16 protein-coding genes are annotated in these 19,837 nt (G+C 59.9%); 5 read left to right on the plus strand and 11 right to left on the minus strand.

From position 1 onward, the window contains the following. Positions 1–30: 30 nt before the first annotated feature. The 3 genes from B2M20_RS09400 to B2M20_RS09410 form a co-directional block, all read right to left on the minus strand. Positions 31–1,353, minus strand: a complete 1,323-nt coding sequence (locus B2M20_RS09400; RefSeq protein WP_079446790.1) for a homoserine dehydrogenase — start codon at positions 1,351–1,353, stop codon at positions 31–33. 76 nt (positions 1,354–1,429) lie between these two features. Further along, positions 1,430–2,647, minus strand: a complete 1,218-nt coding sequence (locus tag B2M20_RS09405) for an LL-diaminopimelate aminotransferase (protein WP_079446791.1) — start codon at positions 2,645–2,647, stop codon at positions 1,430–1,432. Positions 2,648–2,877: 230 nt separating this feature from the next. Then, positions 2,878–3,144 carry a hypothetical protein gene (locus B2M20_RS09410; RefSeq protein WP_244553479.1) on the minus strand — a complete coding sequence of 89 codons (267 nt, stop codon included), beginning with the start codon at positions 3,142–3,144 and terminating at the stop codon, positions 2,878–2,880. Between the two features lie 330 nt (positions 3,145–3,474). On the opposite strand from B2M20_RS09410, the gene phaC reads away from it, so the two are divergent. Further along, entirely contained in the window at positions 3,475–5,280 is a 1,806-nt protein-coding gene (gene phaC / locus B2M20_RS09415) for a class I poly(R)-hydroxyalkanoic acid synthase (RefSeq protein WP_079447017.1), read from the plus strand. Between the two features lie 380 nt (positions 5,281–5,660). On the opposite strand, the gene B2M20_RS09425 is transcribed toward phaC, so the two are convergent. The 6 genes from B2M20_RS09425 to B2M20_RS09450 form a co-directional block, all read right to left on the minus strand. Continuing rightward, entirely contained in the window at positions 5,661–8,195 is a 2,535-nt protein-coding gene (locus B2M20_RS09425) for an arylsulfatase (RefSeq protein WP_079446792.1), read from the minus strand. Between the two features lie 287 nt (positions 8,196–8,482). After that, complete coding sequence (locus B2M20_RS09430) at positions 8,483–8,914, minus strand: CBS domain-containing protein (protein WP_201789015.1); 432 nt, start codon at positions 8,912–8,914, stop codon at positions 8,483–8,485. Positions 8,915–9,204: 290 nt separating this feature from the next. Continuing rightward, positions 9,205–9,636: a cupin domain-containing protein gene (locus tag B2M20_RS09435; protein ID WP_079446794.1), complete on the minus strand. Its 432-nt coding sequence runs from the start codon at positions 9,634–9,636 to the stop codon at positions 9,205–9,207. Positions 9,637–9,852: 216 nt separating this feature from the next. Next, complete coding sequence (locus B2M20_RS09440; protein WP_079446795.1) at positions 9,853–10,044, minus strand: hypothetical protein; 192 nt, start codon at positions 10,042–10,044, stop codon at positions 9,853–9,855. A 112-nt stretch (positions 10,045–10,156) separates the two neighbouring features. Beyond that, positions 10,157–11,155 carry an N-acetyl-gamma-glutamyl-phosphate reductase gene (gene argC / locus B2M20_RS09445; RefSeq protein ID WP_079446796.1) on the minus strand — a complete coding sequence of 333 codons (999 nt, stop codon included), beginning with the start codon at positions 11,153–11,155 and terminating at the stop codon, positions 10,157–10,159. Positions 11,156–11,264: 109 nt separating this feature from the next. Then, complete coding sequence (locus B2M20_RS09450) at positions 11,265–11,795, minus strand: DedA family protein (protein ID WP_079446797.1); 531 nt, start codon at positions 11,793–11,795, stop codon at positions 11,265–11,267. 185 nt (positions 11,796–11,980) lie between these two features. On the opposite strand from B2M20_RS09450, the gene parE reads away from it, so the two are divergent. Next, positions 11,981–14,038: a DNA topoisomerase IV subunit B gene (gene parE, locus B2M20_RS09455; RefSeq protein ID WP_079446798.1), complete on the plus strand. Its 2,058-nt coding sequence runs from the start codon at positions 11,981–11,983 to the stop codon at positions 14,036–14,038. A gap of 93 nt (positions 14,039–14,131) precedes the next feature. After that, entirely contained in the window at positions 14,132–14,536 is a 405-nt protein-coding gene (locus B2M20_RS09460) for a VOC family protein (protein ID WP_079446799.1), read from the plus strand. Between the two features lie 91 nt (positions 14,537–14,627). On the opposite strand, the gene B2M20_RS09465 is transcribed toward B2M20_RS09460, so the two are convergent. Further along, positions 14,628–16,121 carry a caspase family protein gene (locus tag B2M20_RS09465; protein ID WP_079446800.1) on the minus strand — a complete coding sequence of 498 codons (1,494 nt, stop codon included), beginning with the start codon at positions 16,119–16,121 and terminating at the stop codon, positions 14,628–14,630. Positions 16,122–16,659: 538 nt separating this feature from the next. On the opposite strand from B2M20_RS09465, the gene B2M20_RS09470 reads away from it, so the two are divergent. Both B2M20_RS09470 and B2M20_RS09475 read left to right on the plus strand, forming a co-directional pair. Further along, positions 16,660–18,111: a DEAD/DEAH box helicase gene (locus tag B2M20_RS09470; RefSeq protein ID WP_079446801.1), complete on the plus strand. Its 1,452-nt coding sequence runs from the start codon at positions 16,660–16,662 to the stop codon at positions 18,109–18,111. A 186-nt stretch (positions 18,112–18,297) separates the two neighbouring features. Further along, positions 18,298–19,377 carry a GGDEF domain-containing protein gene (locus B2M20_RS09475; RefSeq protein WP_079447018.1) on the plus strand — a complete coding sequence of 360 codons (1,080 nt, stop codon included), beginning with the start codon at positions 18,298–18,300 and terminating at the stop codon, positions 19,375–19,377. A gap of 18 nt (positions 19,378–19,395) precedes the next feature. Here the strand turns inward: B2M20_RS09475 and B2M20_RS09480 are convergent, their stop codons facing one another. Further along, entirely contained in the window at positions 19,396–19,800 is a 405-nt protein-coding gene (locus tag B2M20_RS09480) for a HesB/IscA family protein (RefSeq protein WP_079446802.1), read from the minus strand. Between the last annotated feature and the right edge of the window lie 37 nt (positions 19,801–19,837).

The following is a 19,837-nucleotide window of genomic DNA, read 5'->3' on the forward strand; positions in this document are numbered from 1 at the left end:
AGGCCCCTGCGTCGGCACGAAAATCCTCGTTCAATTCTTCTCGATTCGTATGACCTGCGGGCGGCCCGTGATGACCTTGTCAGCCCGCACCGCATGGAGCGCGCGATGCACCGCATCCTCGTGGGTTGCATAGGTGATCAGGAGCACCGGAACCGGCGAAGTCGGCGTGTCGGATTCCTCGTCATCCAGCTTGCCGTTGGGATGACGCTGGACGATCGATTCGATTGAAATCTTCTGCTCGGCCAGCCGCGTGGCGATGGTCGCAGCGGTGCCGGCGAAATCGCGTGCCATCAGCCTGATGTAATAACCGCCCTCGTGGCGCTCCATCGGTGCCTTCTCGGTCGCGCGCAGCTTCGCCGTGGGACGGCCGAACGGCAAAGCCCGAATGCCGGACGCGACATCGGCGATATCTGCCACCACGGCGGACGCAGTCGCGGCTCCGCCGGCACCCGGACCGACAAGCGTGATCGGAGGGATGCCGTCGCCATCGATGGTCACCGCGTTGGTGACGCCCATGACCTGTGCGATAGACGACGTCTTCGGCACCATGGTCGGATGCACCCGCTGCTCGATGCCTTTTGAGGTTCGCACCGCGACCCCCAGCAGCTTGACCCGGTAGCCAAGTTCCTCAGCGGCGCGAAGATCCTCCGGCGCGATCGAGGAAATGCCTTCGACATAGACCGCGCTCTGCGCAACACGCGTGCCGAAAGCCAGGCTCGCCAGGATCGACAGCTTTTGCGCGGTGTCGTGCCCGTCCACATCGAACGACGGATCGGCTTCGGCATAGCCGAGACGCTGGGCGTCCTTCAGGCATTCGGCGAACGACAGGCCTTCCTTCTCCATCCGCGTCAGGATGTAGTTACAGGTGCCATTGAGAATGCCGTAGACGCGATTGATCGTGGTTCCCGCAAGCCCTTCGCGCAGCGTCTTGATGACGGGAATGGCGGCGCCGACCGCGGCTTCGTAGTTCAACGCGCCGTGGTGTTGTTCGGCGAGAGCGGCGAGCCGCAGACCGTGCTTGGCGATCAGCGCCTTGTTGGCCGTCACCACCGACTTGCCGGATTTCAGGGCCGCCTCGATCGCCGAGTGCGCCGGATCGCCTGAACCGCCCATCAGCTCAACGAAGCAGTCGATGCCGGGATCGTTCGCCAGCGCCAGGGCGTCCTTAGCCCATGCTATGTCGGTCAGGTCGACGTCGCGTTTCTTGGTTTTCGAGCGCGCTGCAACAGCGACGACGCGAACGCCGCGTCCGCAGCGTGCTGACAGCGCGCGGCTTTGCTGTTCTATCAGTCGGACGACGGCGGACCCGACAGTTCCGAGCCCCGCGATGCCCACTTTCAGTGGTGCGACCATAACAAACCTGCTGGAAAACCGGCGTGCAGGGCACGATCCGAGCGAAAGACCGGAAAGCCGTTCTCCGGACTGGCGCCTACCGCCGGTTGGCGAGAGGAACCACGTTGTGCAACGTTTCAATGCCGCTTTCAAGGAAGTGGCGAACGCCCCGTGCGGCCTGGCGAATTCTCTGCTCGTTTTCCACCATGGCGATGCGGACATAACCTTCGCCGTGCTCGCCGAAACCGACACCGGGCGAAACCACGACGCCCGATTTCTCAACCATCAGGGTCGAGAACTGCATGCTCCCGAGATCACGAAAACGTTCGGGCAGCGGCGCCCATGCGAACATGGAGGCCTGAGGTGGCGGAATCACCCATCCGGCACGGCCGAACGATTCAACCAGTATATCACGGCGCTTGCGATAGATCTCGCGCATCTCCCGGATGCAGGTGTCGGGGCCGTTCAGCGCCGCCGTGGCCGCCACCTGCACGGGCGTGAAAGCCCCGTAATCGAGGTAGGATTTGACACGCGCCAGCGCCGCGATGATGCGTTCGTTGCCGACCGCGAAACCGATGCGCCAGCCGGCCATCGAAAACGTCTTCGACATCGAGGTGAACTCCACGGTGACGTCGAAAGCGCCGGGCACCTGTAGCACCGAAGGCGGCGGGTTATCGTCGAAATAGACTTCGGAATAAGCGAGATCGGACAGAATGAAGATCTCGTGCTTCTTCGCGAACGCGACGAGATCCTTATAGAAATCGAGACTCGCCACCTGTGCCGTCGGGTTCGACGGGTAGCAGACGATCAGCCCGATCGGTTTCGGAATGGAATGGATGATCGCGCGCTCGCAGGCGGCGAAAAAATCCGGCGTCGGCGACGACGGCACGGAGCGGATCACGCCGCCAGCCATCAAAAAGCCGAATGCATGAATCGGGTAGCTGGGGTTTGGACAGAGCACCACGTCGCCCGGCGCGGTGATTGCCTGAGCGACGTTCGCAAAACCTTCCTTGGAGCCGAGCGTCGCCACGATCTGCGTATCGGGATTGAGCTTCACGCCGAAGCGGCGGGCATAGTAACCCGCCTGAGCCTTCCGCAGGCCGGTGATGCCGCGCGAAGCTGAATAGCGGTCGGTCTTGGGTTTGCCGAGGGTTTCCTTGAGTTTTTCGATGACGTGGCGCGGCGTCGGCAAGTCCGGGTTGCCCATACCGAGGTCGATGATATCGGCTCCGGCGTTCCGTGCAGCCGCCTTGGCGCGATTGATCTGTTCGAACACGTAAGGCGGCAGACGGCGGATGCGATAAAACTCTTCCATAAGTCCTGGCTCCAGGCCGGATTGACGAGGCGATCGCCCATTGCCTCGATGAAGTCGACGAAGCTTCAGCAGAAAACGTGTGTATTCAAAAGCTTGGCATATTCAAGCGTTAGCTCTCCGACGTCGAGGTCTGACGTTTCAGGCGCAGCCTTCTGCTTGAATCATCTCTCTTAACACGGACACCCTGCTCTGCCATCACTTCGCGTGTTTTATAGCGTTTTCGAGCGAAGTTATCTGGGTTCCGAGCCGTGGTCCTGTGAGGCGTGAGCCTGGTGGTCGCGCGCGTCGATCAGTTCCTTTTCGACCCGCGCCTGCTCGGCACGATCCATCGCCGCATGATCTCTTGGGGCGGGAAGGTCATGCACCGCAGGATAGGATGATACGTCGTGGGACCGTTCCGCCGCACCCGACGGAGCCTCGAAAGGTAGATCGGCAATCGATGTGCAGCCTCCGAGCGCCTGCGACATCAACGCCAATGCGGCGGTGCAGGCGATCACGGGTCCCGCACGTCTGCTCGTCCGTCGTTGTGATGCTACCGTCACGCTGCTCACATCGTCCCGCCCAAGCTTGCGCCGGTAAATGTTTGTTTTATCAAACCTAATCGTAGGCGAGACCATTATGCTTCCGAAAATATTAAAACTTCGAAATCCAAGAAGGTGCGGCCATTTCAATCGAGTCATCACGGCCCATGTATGGCGGGATCAAGAAGTGTTGTCGCACGGCACCACATCGAATCAGGCAACAAGTCCCCAAGACTATGTCATGATCCAATGCCCGCCATTGGCAACCTGCGTGACGGAATGATGAACAAGCCCTCAGACGCGTCCATGAGCGAGGTATCCACCGATACCAAGCCGAAGACGGGGTTCGACTCCGACACCTTCGCGATGAATCTTGCGAATGCCATGCAAAACGGTGGCAGGGCGCTGGCCGCTTATCTTAAGGCTCGTGAGCACGACCAGACCCCCGACAACTCGCCGACCGAGTTCGCCGAGTTGATCAAGACCGTCAGCACGGTCTGTGAATACTGGCTGTCGGACCAGACCCGGGCCGTCGAATTACAGGCAAAGCTCGGCGCATCCTATATGGAGCTTTGGGGTTATGCCGCGCGCCGCCTGGCCGGCGAAGAGGTCAGGCCAGCCATCGAGCCGGAACCGCGCGACAAACGCTTCGCTGATCCGGAATGGCGGTCGAACCTGATCTTCGATTTCCTGATGCAGGCGTATCTGTTGACGACGAAATGGACGAACGAACTGGTTCGCGACGCCCAAGATCTCGATCCGCATACCCGCAAGAAGGCGGAATTCTACGTCACGCAGTTCACCAACGCCGTCGCGCCATCCAATTTCGTGATGACCAACCCCGAGGTGCTCCGCGAAACCTTCGCCTCCAACGCCGACAATCTGGCGCGCGGCATGAAGATGCTGGCGGAAGACATCGAGGCCGGTAGAGGCGCGCTGCGCATCCGCCAATCAGATTCCGCCGGGCTCGCGGTTGGCGTCAACCTGGCGACGACGCCGGGCAAAGTGATCTATCAGAACGAACTGATGCAACTGATCCAGTATTCGCCGAGCACCGAAAACGTGCTGCGGACGCCGCTGCTGATCGTGCCGCCATGGATCAACAAGTTCTACATCCTCGATCTCAAGCCGGAGAAATCATACATCAAGTGGTGTGTGGACCAGGGCATCACCGTGTTCGTGATATCCTGGGTTAATCCGGACGGACGGCTCGGGGAAAAGACCTTCGAGGACTACATGAAGGAAGGTCCGCTCGCCGCGATGGATGCCATCGAAAAGGCCACCGGAGAGACAAAGGTGCATACCGCCGGCTACTGCGTCGGCGGCACTCTGCTTGCCGCTACGCTGGCATGGCTTGCGAATAAGCGGCGGCCGCGCGTGAGGTCGGTGACCTTCTTCGCCGCTCAGGTGGACTTCACCCATGCCGGCGATCTGCTGATATTCGCTGACGAGGATCAGATCTCCGCGCTCGAACGCGACATGAAGCGGTCCGGCGTGCTGGAAGGCAGCAAGATGGCGATGACCTTCAACATGCTGCGCTCCAACGACCTGATCTGGTCCTACGTCGTCAGCAACTATCTCAAGGGCAAGGCACCACCCGCCTTCGATCTTCTGCACTGGAATTCAGATGCCACGCGGATGCCGGCGGCCAACCACTCCTTTTATCTGCGAAACTGTTATCTTGAGAATCGCCTTTCCACCGGCTCGATGGTGCTCGACAATACCTTGCTCGACCTTTCGAAGGTCAAGGTGCCCGTCTACAATCTCGCGACCCGCGACGATCACATCGCGCCGGCGGAATCGGTGTTGTACGGCTCGCGCTTTTTTGGCGGTCCGGTACGCTTCGTGCTGTCGGGATCGGGCCACATCGCAGGTGTGATCAATCCACCCGCGCGCGGCAAATACCAGTATTGGACCAACGACAAGCTCCGCAACAAGACTCTCGCCCAGTGGCTGAAGGGTGCGGAGGAACATAAGGGCTCGTGGTGGCCGGACTGGCTCGCATGGCTGCGAAATATCGACGGCAAGGAGATCGCGGCGCGCGAGGTCGGGGCCGGCGCGCTACCACCGATCGAGGATGCACCGGGCAGCTATGTCCGCGTGCGCTCGTGAGATACGCAGTTGATTTGATGCGCTTTCTTCACGCGAACCGGATTTTACTTCGCTCGAAAACGCTATAAGTCGCGGCTTTGCGGGCCACGCATCAAGAGAGCGGTCAATATGAGATGAAGGATGACTGCCAGCCACAGAAGGACGCCGTTCAATCCGCCTGCGAAACCGAGGTAAGCCAAATATAGGGGCGACGGCTCCGCTGTAGATCAACATGCCCGCGCGTGGCGGCCACCTTGGCCAGCAGGCTATCCCCAAGGCAATCAGCGCAGCGACACCGGAAAGCTGCTCGTCCAGCAACAACTGGTCCACCAGCGACGGGGCGATCAGCAGTGCCAATCCCGTTGCAGCTTCGCTGACGGCAGTGAACGCCGATGCGCCCTTCATTTCTTTCCAACGTTCGCGGATGGTTTTTGAGGCTTCGCCTCGCCAATGGAATCCGGCTCCGGCGCCGGCATTGGTCCGAGCTCTGCCTTGGCTTGCGCCGGATCCTTCAGCACTGGTCCGAGCTTGAACGTCAGCTTGTTGATCTTGCCCGTGAACTTGAACGGAGGATCGTAGCGATACTCGAGCATCGCGACACCGGTGCGGGTGTCCTGGCCGACGTCGAAGGTCTCGTCCTCCGAGAACCCGACAGGCGTGCCGTGTTCAATGGGTTTTCGGTCTACTTCCTTGCCGTCAACTGAAAGTACGCCCGTGCCGCCCGTTCCCAATCCCGGCCCATCGGGCTTGAAGTCGAAAACGATGGTGTGCTTGCCCGCGCTCAACTCCGGTCCCGACCAGATCGTGCGCTTCAGGTTGAGAAGGTTATAGAGGAACACAGGCTTGCCCCGCCGAAAGCCCGCCACACCCTTGCTCAGAAACAGCCCGTAGCCGCCGAAGCGCCCGCCTTCGGTGACGATCATGCCTTCAGCGCCGCCCTCGGGAATCTCGATCTCGGCGGTGATGGTATAGGACTTGTTGAGGATGCTCGGCGCAGCGCTTGCCGGCACACCGGTCAGTCCGCCCGAATAGGTGAATACCGTCTGCCCTGCGGTCAGGCTTGGACGCGGCGTATTCCAACGCGCGAGCGTCGTGTTATCGAGCGGCAGCACGTTGTACTTCTTCGCCTCGACATCGAAGATAGCTTGCAGTTCCTTGACTTTGTCCGGCATCTCGGCGGCCAGATCATTAAACTGGGTAGGGTCTTCCTGGACGTTATAAAGCTCCCACTTGTATCCCGTGATCACATCCGGTGGAGGCGCGCTGCTTAGCTTCCATGGAAGCGTCATCGGTGTCGTGGCCGCAACCCATCCATCGTGATAGATGGCGCGATTACCGAGCATCTCGAAATATTGAGTCGTGTGCGTCGTCTTGGCGTCGGCGTTAGCGCTGTCCCATGTGTACGCCATACTCACCCCTTCCATAGGGCTCTGTTTGAAACCGTCGATCGTCTCAGGTTGCGAAATGCCGGTCGCTTCGAGGATGGTTGGAGCGATGTCGATGACATGATGGAATTGGCGACGGATAGCTCCGGCATCGTTGATATGGCCAGGCCAGGACATGACGACGCCTTGGGCGGTCCCACCAAAATGCGACGACACTTGCTTGACCCACTTGAATGGAGTGTCCATCGCCCAGGCCCACGGCGCAGCAAAATGCGGGAAAGTCTTGTCCGAGCCCCAGAATGGGTACCAGAGGTACTGAGCCTTTACCGGCACCGTGACACCATTGAAGGTCGTGAACTCGTTGGGCGTACCGTTGATCATGCCTTCGGCGCTCGCGCCGTTGTCACCGCCGATATAGATGATCAAGGTGTTGTTCAGCTCTCCGAGATCTTCGATGGCCTGGATGACGCGGCCGATCTCATGGTCTGCGTAAGCGAGGTACGCCCCATAGACATCGGCCTGCTTGATGAAGAGTTTCTTCTCCAGCAAACCGAGCGAGTCCCATTGCGGCAATTCCTTCGGCCACGGCGTCAGCTTGGCATTTTCCGGCATAATGCCCAGGCGTTTCTGGTTGGCGAAGATTTTCTCGCGCACTTTGTTCCAGCCCTCATCGAACAGGTGCATACCGCCGATCTTCTCGATCCACTCCGGTGTCGGATGATGTGGCGCGTGGGTTGCGCCTGGCACGTAATAGACAAAGAACGGCTTGTCGGGCGCAATCTCCTTGAGTTGCTTGATGTGCTGGATGGCTTCGTCGGCCATGGCGGTTTCCAGATTCCAGCTGGGATTGCCCTGGAAAGGATAGATAGCCGTGGTGTTGCGGAACAGGTTCGGCTGCCACTGGCTGGCGTCACCGCCGACAAAACCATAGAAATACTCGAAGCCCATGCCGTTAGGCCATTGATTGAAAGGCCCTGCCTGACTCGACTGGAACGAGGGTGTGTTGTGGTCCTTGCCGAACCACGAGGTCGCGTACCCGTTCGCTTTCAGGATGGTGCCGATGGTGCCCTTCTCGATCGGAATGATCGAGTCGTAACCCGGGAATCCCGTCGATATTTCACCGACCACTCCGAAGCCGACCGAATGATGGTTGCGGCCGGTGATAAGGGCCGCTCGCGTCGGTGAGCACAGCGAAGTGGAATGGAAATTGGTGTACCGCAGGCCCTGTGCAGCGATGCGATCCATTGCGGGCGTGGGAATAACACCGCCGAAGGTGCTCGGTGCCCCGAAACCTTGGTCGTCCGTCATGATGAGCAACACGTTGGGAGCGCCCTTCGGCGGCACGACACGGGGCGCCCACCAGGCGGTTGACTCCGAGGCCTTCTCCTTGATCATCCCGCCGAATGCTGGCGGGGGCGGTGGAATCTGCTTCCCGTCGATGGTGGTCGTGGCACCGGGTGAACCTGGAACACCCGTGACCTGCTGAGCAAATGCCGAGACAGAACTCAGGACGAAAAGACTCGCGCCTGCAAGCAAACTACTGAGTTTCATTGAATGCCTCCGCGGCTCAAAAAAGAAAGCCTGAATGCACCCAACTTGCCGATGTTGACTTGGATCAAAGCACAAATTGAGGAGGGATCAGCGCCAGCCGCCGATCGAGGATGCGCCGGACAGCTACGTCCGCGTGCGCTCGTGAGATGACCCGCTTGCGCCCGATGGACTACCAATAGCATCCCAAGGCGCGCGCGAGCATGCACGCCAAGCCCAAGCGAGTGGGCCCTCGTTCAAATTGGAACAAGATCAAACACGGGCACGCTTGTGAGACAATGCTTGAGCCGTCAACGCGAGATGCTGTAGGCATCACGTAGGACGTTCGCCTCCAGCTCCAGCTCCTCCAGCCGATACTTGATTACATCGCCGATGCTGACGATGCCGGCTAGCTTGCCGCCATGAACTACCGGCAAGTGCCGCACGCGTTGGTGCGTCATCAGTTTCATCACGCGAGTGACGCTTTCGTCCGGGGACACGGTGGTCACACCGTGCTGCATGATTTCCTTCACACGCATCGACCCGGCTGCCTCGCCGTAGCGAAAAAATGCGTCAACGATTTCACGTTCGGAAATGAGGCCAAGAATTGCGTTTCCACTCGTCACCACGAGCGCGCCTATATTTTTTGCGCGGAGCCAGCCCGCCGCGCTCTTGATATTAGCTTCCGGACCTATTGTTGTGACGTCAGGGCCCTTCCGCCTCAGAATGCTTTCGATGGACATAGCTTCCTCCATCGTGCGGCTCAACGCCTATCGCATTGATTTTGCGTGGCAGTGCCGGTCACGCTCCCCCGATTGGGATGCATTGACCTAATATATCATATTGGCGGGAAGCAGTCAGCATCTGGTATCGTGGAACCGATCAATCGTTGTCTAACTGATGCGTGATCGGTTCGGGTCAAAAGCGCCGCTTTGATCGCCCGCTCGCCGCTTCCGGTCTGCCCCGAGGAACGGAGATTTCAGAGTTGGACAGCAGTCCCAAAGGGCGAACAGCAGAAGCACGAATTTATGACTTACGACGCTGTCGCGCCCGACTTCTGCGCCAATATTGCATCAAGGTCTGGTAGCAGGACGATGCCGTCCTGATCGCTACCGGATGAATGCACGACAAGCCACTTGCACGGCGCTCCGCTCTCATTGGATGGAGCATGCGGAACATCCTCAGGCATATAGACCTGGTCCTCAGCCTTGACGACGAGACGATGCTCAAGTGTGTCGCCATAGTAGACGGCGCATTCACCTTCCAAAAGGTAAGCAATCGTTTCGATGCCCTTGTGGTAATGGACCTTTGCCTTGGCACCCGGAGGCATGGGCAGCACATTCAAACAGACCTGCTTTGCTCCAGCCGTCTCCTTCGATACGCCGGCTCCGTAGGTAAAGCCCTGCTTGCCGACATAGGTCTTGCCGGGCTGGATCACTCTCACCGCGTCTGATGATCCTGGCATTTGCAATCTCCCACAAACAAACCGACCGGACGTAACTTACCACAGAATTCGAAACCATTCGCACGCACGCCGGATGGGCCAGCTGGAAGCATTTCTGAACCGCTCAAATGACTGCTTCTCGTCATTTGCGACCGGGTCGGGTCAGCCAACGCGGGTTGCTGCCTTCCGAAAGATCGAAAGAGTAGCCATGAGATTGCATGGTGCCGAAGGGGAACGCTAACCGCCTAGCTTCTGCATCACTGCGTCGACGTTCTCGTCGATCGTGAACGTCGGATTTTGAGGATTTGCCGTGTGAATCCACGTTTGCGTTCGGTCTGCTGAAGTCGGGGTAACCGCGATGATATGAGTCACGTTGACGAAGATTTCATGGCTGGTGGCGGCGTCGGTGAACTTGACGAATTTGTTCATTGAGATTTCCTGGCTTTGTGATCAGCGATACTGCGGAACCCGCAGCGGCTCATAATAGCCCTCTGGAAAGTGCGGCTGAAATATCTGGCGTTCGTCACTCCTCACGGCGCTTCTAATCCGTCCCCGCATCCTTCAGCCCGAGCATCAGCCGCATGTTTTGAACCGCCGCGCCGGATGCGCCCTTGCCGAGATTGTCGAGCCGCGCGACCAGGACGGCCTGCCGGTGCTTGTCGCTGGCGAAGACATGAAGCTCGAGCCTGTTGCTGCCGTTCAGCGACTCCGGCTCGATCCGCCCGCTTTTCGCAGCAGCGCTGTCCAGTGGTATCACCGAAACATAGGTGCTGCCTGCGTAACGCTTCGCCAGCGCCGCATGGAGTGTCGCGCCATCGGGTTGTCCCGGCAACGTATCGAGATGCAGCGGGATCGACACCAGCATACCCTGCCGATAATCGCCGACCGATGGTGCGAAAATCGGCCGTCGCGTCAGGTTCGCGTATTTCTGTGTTTCCGGCAGGTGCTTGTGCTCGAAGCCGAGCCCGTAAAGCTCGAATGCCGGCGCGGTCCCCCTCTCGAAACTCTCGATCATCGATTTGCCTCCGCCGGAATATCCGCTCACCGCATTGATGGTGACGGGATAGTCCTGCGGGATCAGGCCGGCATCAGTCAGCGGCCGTAGCAACGCTATCGATCCGGTCGGATAGCAGCCGGGGTTCGCAACCTTGCGCGCCGCCTTGATCCTGTCCGCCTGATCCGGCGTCAGTTCCGGAAAGCCGTAGGTCCAGTCCGGCGCGACGCGGAAGGCGGTCGAGGCGTCCAGGACTTTCGGCGCGTCAGCACCCATGTCGTCGATCAATGCGACAGTTTCCTTCGCCGCGTCGTCGGGCAAACAGAGGATGACCAGATCAACTTCCGCCATGAGCGCGCGCTTGGCGGCCGGATCCTTCCGCTTGTCCTCAGGGAGGCTTTTGGCATTGACGTCGCCTTGCCGATCAAGCCGTTGACGGATTTCGAGGCCAGTCGTTCCCGAGGCGCCATCGACGAACACTGTCGGTCTGCTCGCCTTATCGCCGCTTGAAGCGGTGCTTTTCATCCTGGTGTCTGCGCCGGTCATGACATTATCCTAGCATCCGCGAGCGCGCTCGCGTCTGCGGCTTGTAACTCAGTTGTGGTGGTTGCGCGACAGCCGGTTCTCCGTTCGTCAGAGCGGAGGCTGCTGAGACTCAGATCGCGCTCCAGACCCATTCGACGGTCCGTGAAATCAGGTCGCCGAACAGCAGCAGCACCGCCGACCAGATCAGCGCTGATGTCCAGTTAGCGAACTGAAATCGCAAGGACGGCATTTCGAAAATGCCTGCGGCGAGTGGCACGGTGGCGCGCAGCGGTCCAAAGAACCGCCCGATATAAATCGATGGGACACCCCATTTCTCAACCAAGGCCACGCCTCGGGGCAGAAGGCCCGGATGCCGCGACAGCGGCCAGATCGAAGCGACCCGTTCCTTGAAGGTGAAGCCGATCCAATAGGACAGCCAGTCGCCGAGCGCCGCGCCGACCGCCCCAGCTACCCACACCGGCCAGAAATTGATCTGACCAGGCCCCATCATCGCGCCGATGGCCACCAACACGCCCCACGCCGGGACCAGCAGCGAGATGAAGGCGAGCGATTCGCCGAAAGCAAGCACCAGAACGACAGCGGCAGCCCAAACCTGATGATCGCGCACGAAGTCGACCAGGCTACGTGCGACGTCTTCCATTCCACAGCGCCTCTCGCCAAATCTCAATGCGGCCAGGAAACCTCTTCCCCGCCAAACCCGCCACAGGTAAGCCACCCCCGTCCGGCGACTTCAAGTCACAAAGACGCGGACGGCACGAAACCACCATGGCATAGTCGGCGTAGCCGATTCCTTCATACGTAGCCGTACGCAGTATCTGAATAATTATGGCCAAATCACTGAAATCGAACGTTAATAAGAAGAAGCCTGACGATCTTTTCGCGGCTTCGGACGTCAAGGGCCGCTTCCCCGCCCGAGCTTCAACACCCGTATCGGGAGCTGAGGCCGGCTACACCGCCGCTGACATCGAGGTGCTCGAGGGGCTTGAGCCGGTCCGCCGCCGTCCCGGAATGTACATCGGCGGGACTGACGAGAAGGCGCTGCACCACCTGTTCGCGGAGGTGATCGACAACGCCATGGATGAGGCGTTGGCCGGCCACGCGACCTTTATCGTCGTCGAACTGACCGCCGACGGATTCCTTACCGTCACCGACAACGGGCGCGGCATCCCGATCGACCCACACCCCAAGTTCCCAAAGAAGTCTGCACTCGAAGTCATCATGTGCACGCTGCATTCGGGCGGCAAGTTCGACTCCAAGGTTTACGAGACCTCCGGCGGCCTGCACGGTGTCGGCGTCTCCGTGGTCAACGCCCTCTCCTCGCTCCTTGAGGTGGAAGTGGCGCGCAGCCAAAATCTGTACAAGATGACCTTCGAGCGCGGTCACCCTCGGGGCAAGCTCGAAGACCTTGGCAGGATAGCCAACCGCCGCGGCACCACCATCCGCTTCAAGCCGGACACCGAAATTTTTGGTGCAAAGGCCGCGTTCAAGCCGCAGCGCCTGTTCAAAATGACGCGCTCGAAGGCGTACCTGTTCGGCGGTGTTGAAATCCGCTGGCGTTGCGCGCCGGAGCTGCTCAAGGGCCTCGATGACGTCCCGGCGGAAGCGACCTTTCACTTCCCCGGCGGCCTGAAAGACTATCTCGCCGCCGCGATCCACAAGGACACCCTGGTTCATCCCGACATCTTCTCGGGCAAGTCCGGCCGCAACGGCGCACACGGCGCTTGCGAATGGGCGGTGGCGTGGACCGCGGACGCCGACGGCTTCCTGTCCTCCTACTGCAACACGGTGCCGACACCTGACGGCGGTACCCACGAGTCCGGTTTACGCAGCGCGCTGCTGCGTGGACTGAGGGATCATGCCGAACGTGTCGGCCTCGGCAAGCGCGCCGCGCCAATCACCTCTGAAGATGTGATGGTCGGGGCGGCCGTGATGCTGAGCGTGTTCGTGCGTGAACCGGAGTTTCAGGGCCAGACCAAGGACCGCCTTGCCACCGCCGAAGCCTCGCGGATCGTCGAGCAGGCGATCAAGGATCCGTTCGATCATTGGTTGTCCGGCAATCCGGTGCAGGCCAACAAGCTGCTCGATTTTGTGATCGAGCGCGCGGACGAACGGCTGCGCCGTCGTGCCGAGAAGGAAACCTCGCGCAAGAGCGCAGTGAAAAAGCTGCGCCTGCCCGGCAAGCTTGCCGACTGCACCAACACCGCGACCGAAGGTTCGGAACTGTTCATCGTCGAAGGCGACTCGGCCGGCGGTAGCGCTAAGCAGGCGCGCGATCGCAAGACGCAGGCCGTGCTTCCTCTACGCGGCAAAATCCTCAACGTGGCATCGGCGACCAAAGACAAGGTCGTCGCTAACGCTCAATTGGCTGACTTAATCCAGGCGCTGGGCTGTGGCACTGGGACCAATTATCGCGAGGAGGACTTGCGCTATTCGCGGGTCATCATCATGACGGACGCCGACGTCGATGGAGCCCACATCGCTTCGCTGCTGATCACGTTCTTCTACAGGCAGATGCCGCATCTGATCGACGAGGGTCACCTTTACCTCGCGGTGCCGCCACTCTATCGCCTGACTCACGGTAGCAAGACGATCTACGCCCGCGACGACGCCCACAAGGATGCGCTGCTCAAGAGCGAGTTCAACGCCAACGCCAAGGTCGATGTCGGCCGCTTCAAAGGGCTCGGCGAGATGATGCCGGCGCAGCTCAAGGAAACCACCATGGACCCGGCAAAGCGCGCAATGTTGCGCGTGATGCTGCTGGCGGACGATCGCGAGGATACGGCGGATTCGGTCGAGCGTTTGATGGGCACCAAGGCGGAGGCGCGCTTCGCCTTCATCTCCGACAAGGCGGAATTCGCCAGCGAGGATATGCTGGACGTTTAAGCATTATCACGGGGTACGCTAAGTAGTTGACTAGATTCCAGCGGCAAGTTGCGGTCATATTCACGGACACCTCAACCGCATGGAGGCTACGCAATGGGTTCAACCGTGATTTCCGCGATGCGTTATCGCGATCCGCACAAAATGATTGATTGGCTGTGCGATACCTTCGGATTTACTCGCAAAGCCGTCCATGACGACGGCAACGGCGGTGTCACCCATGCCGAACTCACTCTAGGCGACGGCATGATCATGCTGGGATCGGCGCGCGACGACGATTTCGCCAAGGTTCAGAAGCCGGCCACGACCAATCACCTGGTGACTCAGAGTGCTTACATCGTGGTGCCGGATGCCGACTCCGTTTATGCTAGGGCCAAGGCCAACGGCGCCATCATCGTTCTCGAGATTTCCGACAAGGACTATGGAGGGCGCGACTTCACCTGCCGCGATCCTGAGGGCCAAGTCTGGAGCATTGGCACTTATAATCCGTGGGTTAATTGACGGCCGGAGACCGAGGTTCGATCCTCTTGTGAGGTCGAAAGCCATGTGCAGCGCCGCTATGACAGTCGGCGGAGTCCTTCGAGTCGAGAAATCAGCGACGGAAACTTTTGATCTCCGATACGCTACCGTCGCGATAGGTCAATTCAACCGATATGGTTTTCGTTGCAGGCGGCAGCTTCAAATATGGCGTGGCGTCATGCGGAATTGCGACGGGATCAAGCGGATCGCAGGGCGGCATCTTGAGCGCGCGATCCGGCACCGACGAGTCGATTCCGATCCTCACCTCGCGGATCGCGCAGCGATATGACATCAGGTGGGTATAATAGACGAGTAGCCCATTAAACTGACGAAACGACAACCAGCTCGTGGCAGTCATGTCGAGGATTTTCCGCTGATCGCGGACCAGTGCGGCATCCGGATCGAACCGGATCGGAAAGGGGCCCTGCACTTCGCCGTTGGCATCGACATAGCGCATCTGGATTGTCGCGGCCGGCGCGTCGGCGGCAAGCTCGATCGCGGGATTTGGCATGCGCTTTCGGGTTCGTGGATCGAGCGTATCGAGAAAGCCGGTTTCCTTGAACTCGCCGCTGTCACCCATGCGCCAGGAAATCCCGAGCGCGGGATCGGCGATCGAGAACACGACGGTCCACCCGCCGTTGTGGCGCGAGAAATTTGCAATCGGTGCGTTGACCGCTTCGTTGGTCGGCGGCTTGAGCGGTGCGACGGGTAGCGCCGCGACCTTCTGGGTAGGTTCGGCGTGCGCCGTCGGCGGCTCTGCTTTGGCAGGACCGTTCAGAAAGACATCGTCGACCATCTGATCGAAATAGACCGGCACTTGCTTGTGCCGCACCGTCTCGGCCATTTCGCTGACGGTGCGGCGGGTGCGCTGCGCCACCTGCACCATGGTCTCTCCGGGCTGCACCAATTCCTTCGCGAAGATGCGGGTGAATACCGAGTTCGGATTGCTGTCGCTGTCCGACAGGCGATCGAGCGCCGTCTGGCGGGGGCCGGCCGAAAACACCGAGAACACGCCTTCCGGCAGTTCGGTCATCGGTGCGAGTCCTGCGCCGCCGGCAACCGCGCGCGTGCCCTTGCGCTCGAACGGATTGTTGCGGCAGGCATCGAACACCAAAACCGACGTGCGGGCCTTCCTGTTCTGCAACCTCTCAACGATGCGGTCGGCGAGGATCGAAGCGTCACGGACTAGTTCCTCCTGCCCTTCGGTGGCGGCCGGAACATCGGTCGGTAACAGATAATTCTGGCCGGCGATTTCGAAGCCGTGACCGGCGTAGAAGAAGAACGCGGTGTCGCCGGCCTCGATCTGCTGATCAAACGCCAGCAGCGTCTGGCTGAATGCCTGACGGGTCTGGTTTTCCGCCACCATCACGCTGAAGCCGAGTTGCCTCAACGCGTCACCCATGGTTCGGGCATCGTTGACGGCCTTCTGAAGTTTCGAAACGTTCCTGTAGTCGTTGTTGCCGATCACGAGTGCGATACGCTTTGCGGCCAGCGCAGGACTTGCGAGCATCAGGAACGCGGATGCAATGCCCAACAGCGCCGCGCGTTCGACCGAAATGCCCCTCATTCCAACTTTTCCATATCCTGTGTTTCAGCGATCACCGCGCGCAAATTGGATTATGCCATAGTCGGCCAAATATCGACCGCGGTTCATCCCGGCTGCCGGCTGCTTTGCCGACCGGAGAAGCCCCGCCCGCTGAGAATCCCTGTCCGAATCAGACAAAAACATTAGGGTTTTTCGGCATTTCGCCATTTCCGCATTGACTTTGGCTGGTTCGTCCCTATGTTCCGGCCAACGCGGCCCGGGATCCGAACACGATTTCCCGGTGAGCCGCCCGTCAGCGTAAGTCAGAGCCCCCTTCGCTTTTAAGAGCACGCCGTTAAGGGGTTGAGCGCGACAGCCTTTTACCTTCGATTCCGAACGGCGGTTTCGGCGAGCGTCCTGAATACGAAGTTCGCCCTGCATGGACGCGGGTGACGAGCGAGCTTCGTATTCGAGAGGACGCTCGAATACGAAGTATGCTAGTGCGGTTTGGTTCAGAGGTTCTCTTGATGAATCTGCCGCACTTCTGAAGAGAACTTCTGAACACCGCACTAGAGGCTCAATGTCTTTTTCTCATCTCGGTTTGTCCGACAAGGTGCTCGCCGCTGTTGCGGCCGCAGGTTATACCTCCCCTACCCCCATTCAGGATCAGGCTATACCCCACGTGCTGGCGCGTCGCGATGTCCTTGGCATCGCTCAGACCGGCACCGGCAAGACCGCCGCCTTCGTCCTGCCCATGCTTACATTGCTGGAGAAGGGTCGTGCCCGGGCGCGAATGCCCCGCACGCTGATCCTCGAGCCGACACGCGAACTCGCCGCTCAGGTGAAGGAGCAGTTCGACAAGTATGGCGCCGGCCAGAAGCTCAACGTGGCGCTCCTGATCGGCGGCGTTTCCTTCGGCGATCAGGATTTGAAGCTGACTCGCGGCGTCGATGTGCTGATCGCAACTCCGGGCCGCCTGCTCGATCACACCGAACGCGGCGGCCTGCTGCTCACGGGCGTCGAACTATTGGTGATCGATGAAGCCGACCGGATGCTGGATATGGGTTTCATTCCCGACATCGAACGCATCTGCAAGCTGGTGCCGTTCACGCGGCAGACCCTCTTCTTCACTGCGACGATGCCGAACGAGATCCGTCGCGTCACGGATGCCTTTCTGCATAATCCCGAAAAGATCGAAGTCTCCAGGCCCGCAACCACGGCGGCGACCGTGACGCAATCGCAGGTCAGTTGCAGCCGCGAACCGCACGAGAAGCGTGAGCTGCTGCGCCACCTGTTGCGCGAAGCCAAGGAGCTCAAGAACGCAATCATCTTTTGCAACCGCAAGCGCGACGTCGCCATTGTTTATAAATCGCTGCAGAAACATGGCTTCAGCGTCGGCGCCCTTCACGGCGATATGGATCAGTCGGCGCGGACCGCTTCGCTCGATCAATTCCGCAAGGGGGAACTGCCGCTGCTTGTCGCCTCTGACGTAGCTGCCCGCGGTCTCGACATTCCCGAAGTCAGCCACGTCCTCAACTTCGATGTCCCCCACCATCCCGACGATTACGTCCATCGTATCGGCCGCACCGGCCGCGCTGGTCGCGCCGGCACCGCAATCACGATCGTCTGTCCCGCGGATTTCAAATCACTCGCAGCCATCGAGAAGCTGACCGGTCAGGCTATACCCAAGGCAGACCTTCCCGGCTATGATGCCGGCGCGAACGAAGCAGTCGCGGAAGCCGGTGCCAGCGAAGCGGCTACAGGAAAGCCTTCTCGATCCCGCCAGGCACACGACAAGGGCGGCGAGAGTCATGCACGCGGCGGAAAGCGCGAAGCCCGCAAACCGCGCCGTTCCAGTGGGGATCGCCAGAGGCACGAGGCCCCTGCCGCGACGGCCGCAGCATCCATAGCCGCGCCGTCGCCGCCTTCAATCGGACGCGCACCCGCACCACGCCGGGAAGCGATCTCCGAGCCGGGAGACCACTCACACCTGCCGGCGTTTTTGCTCCGCCCGATCCGCGCCCGCGGCTGAGCCTTTCGGCCGGCGCGGTTCTTCACTGGCCGGCTCGTTGAAAACACCGTTTACCGCGCGTAAACCCCCTGCTGCTATCTTTAACCAATATTCTACGTTTATATTTTTTGTCGTTTTGAGACGACGATTGCACAAATCGTCGGCGGGGCCGCATCAGTGGTTGAGCTAGACGAACATGAACGCACCATGGCGTTCGCCGAGGTGGCGCTCGGCCAGATCCGATCGTTGCGGCAGACCGCGGTCCCACGCAACTACGAAATCTGGTACGTCTACGCTGCCGGATATAATCGCTCCCTCAGCAGGATCATTAATGAGACGCTGGCGCGCAACGGCACGCTGAGCGATGCCGACCTCGAACAGATCTACGAAACCTATCTTTCTCCGATGAGGACTACCGCACGCATCGATAAGCTCGGTGCGCGGGTCATCAATGAGATCGACGACGTGATGGCCCTCATCGCCGACGTGCTCGGCATGACGGCCGGTTTCGATGATAGCCTGAAGAGCGCCGCCGAGAAACTCGGCGCTGCCGGTAGCCGCGAGCAGGTCAGGGCGGTCATCCAGGCGCTGATGAAGTCAACCCGCGAGATGCAGGAAACCAACAAGGCGCTGGAGAATCGGCTGGATCTCTCGAAGGTCGAGATCAGCAACCTTCAGCATAGTCTTGAGGCCATCAGAGCCGAGAGCATGACAGATCCTCTTACCGGTCTCGGCAACCGCAAGTATTTCGATCGAGCCGTGGCGGATGCCGTGGCGCGGGCGACTAGTGAAGACAAGCCGCTGTCACTCCTGATGCTCGACATCGACCACTTCAAGTTGTTCAACGACAACTATGGACACCTGACCGGTGACCAGGTCTTGCGGTTGGTCGCAATGTCATTGAAGCAGACCATCAAGGGCCAGGACATCACCGCGCGTTACGGCGGTGAAGAATTTGCGGTTGTGCTGCCAAGCACCGCGCTGAAACAGGCGTTGGCGGTCGCGGACCATATTCGCCGCGCCGTGATGGCCAAGGAATTGAAGAAAAAATCGACTGGTGAGATCCTGGGTCGCGTCACGGTCTCTATCGGTGTCTCGATGCTTCGCCGCGGCGACACCCCGGATTTACTGATTGAACGCGCCGATGCCTGTTTGTACGCTGCCAAGCGCAACGGCCGCAACCGTGCCGTTTGCGAGACTGATCCAGAATATTTCGCTGACGCCGAAATCGCATGGCCCGACGCCTCTTCGCCCGCCAAAAACGCCGACCGTGATTGTCCGTTGTAATAGGCTTGAGTATCGCGACTAGCCGTCGATTTTAGCGGGCGCGAGCTGCACGGATTCACCGCACCCACAGGCTGAAACCTGGTTCGGATTGTTGAAGACGAACTGGGCTTGCATCTTTTCAGCCTTGTAGTCCATCTCGGTGCCGAGCAGGTACAGCACCGCCTTGGGATCGACAAGAATCTTGACGCCCTTGTCTTCAACCACTTCGTCCGTCGGCTTGATATCGTGGGCGTACTCCACGGTGTAGGATTGACCGGCGCAGCCACCGTTCTTGATACCGACCCGAAGGCCGACGATTTCCGAATCGGCTCGCGCCGCAAGTTCCTTGACCCGATCCGCGGCGGCGTCAGTCAACCGCATGACCTGTGGACGAGGCCGGGGTTTCGGCTTGGCTGCTGGTGTGCTTGGCGTCATGTCTGTCATCTGGTCAATCCTGACGGCGATTCAAGCCCGATCATAG

The sequence above is a fragment of the Nitrobacter vulgaris genome (assembly GCF_002028545.1).
Lineage (GTDB): Bacteria > Pseudomonadota > Alphaproteobacteria > Rhizobiales > Xanthobacteraceae > Nitrobacter > Nitrobacter vulgaris.